Raw genomic sequence first — 1,286 nt, forward strand, 5'->3', positions numbered from 1 at the left:
TCCGATCTAGCTCAGACTCCTCCGTCTTACAGAAGACGAGCAGGAGTGGATCGAAAAGGCGGGACTGAGCGAACGTCACGCAAGAGCGCTACTGCGAATCGAAAACGAGACGACAAGACGTGAAGTGCTGTCGAGGATAGTCGCGGACAACCTCAATGTAAAGCAGACCGAGCATCTGGTCGGCATCATGTTACAGAAATCCCCGAAGCCCGAAAAGGCAAAGGGAAACAGTAAGGCGGTGATAAAGGACGTAAGGATTTTCCTTAACACCATTAATAAGGCGATAGACACCATGCGCCTTTCGGGAATTGACGCACAGTCAAACAAAACAGACACAAATGATTTTATCGAATACACAATTAGAATCCCGAAGGTAAAGACCTATCCGCCTGACAAATTTGTTTCATAACACGCAGAAAAGAAGTTTTGATGTACATATAAACCAAATATTTCCATAAATACCCTTTTCTCTGAAAAATTATTTTCTGCGTGTTTGATTTTACTTTCCACCACGGATGCGAAAGCATCTGTTCCACTCATACCCATTTCCTTATCTAACCCCTTGCGAGCAGGCGTGCCTTGATGGTACGCCTGTTTGCATTTTAAAATGTTTCACGTGAAACATTATTAAATAAATTTAAAAATACACTTCAAAAACATATCCGATTGTGATATAATGATAACCGTGATTTGAAAAATAAAAGAAGGAAGGGTATGGAACCTTTGGCTAAGATAATAGCAATCTCAAACCAGAAGGGCGGCGTCGGCAAGACGACTACAGCGGTGAATCTCGCGGCTTGTCTCGGCGCTCTCGGAAAAAAGGTGCTGCTCGTCGACGCTGACCCCCAGGGAAACGCGACCAGCGGTGTGGCGATTGACAAGAGCAAGGTTAAGCTATCGACCTACGACATCCTCGTTGAGGGAGCAAAGGCAGAGGAATGCGTGCTGACAACGCCGTATCAGAATCTTCATCTGCTGCCCTCGTCAATCAATCTTGCGGCGGCTGAGCTTGAAATCACCGAAAAATCAAGGCGCGAATCACTGCTCAAAAACGCGATTCTCCCGATAAAGCAGTATTACGACTACATAATCATCGACTGTCCGCCGTCGCTCGGACTTATCACGGCGAACGCGCTTACAGCGGCGGACACATTCATCGTACCAATCCAGTGCGAGTACTACGCGCTCGAGGGCTTGTCACAGCTAATGAGCACGGTGCGCAGAATCAAACGTCAATATAATTACACAATAGAGCTCGAGGGTGTGCTGCTCACGATGTACGACGA

The 1,286-nt window shown here is 46.7% G+C and carries 2 protein-coding genes and 1 pseudogene; all 3 read left to right on the forward strand.

Going from position 1 to position 1,286, the window contains the following annotated elements; genetic code table 11:
• Positions 1–22 precede the first annotated feature (22 nt).
• Positions 23–172: pseudogene (locus JKK62_RS18125) on the forward strand (ParB-like helix-turn-helix domain-containing protein); the annotation flags it as partial.
• A 15-nt stretch (positions 173–187) separates the two neighbouring features.
• On the forward strand, positions 188–409 hold the full coding sequence (locus JKK62_RS18130; protein WP_494545963.1) for a hypothetical protein: 222 nt from the start codon (positions 188–190) through the stop codon (positions 407–409).
• 305 nt (positions 410–714) lie between these two features.
• A partial coding sequence (locus JKK62_RS16980; protein ID WP_279380647.1) for a ParA family protein occupies positions 715–1,286 on the forward strand: 572 nt, incomplete at its 3' end.

It is taken from the genome of Ruminococcus difficilis (assembly GCF_016680995.1).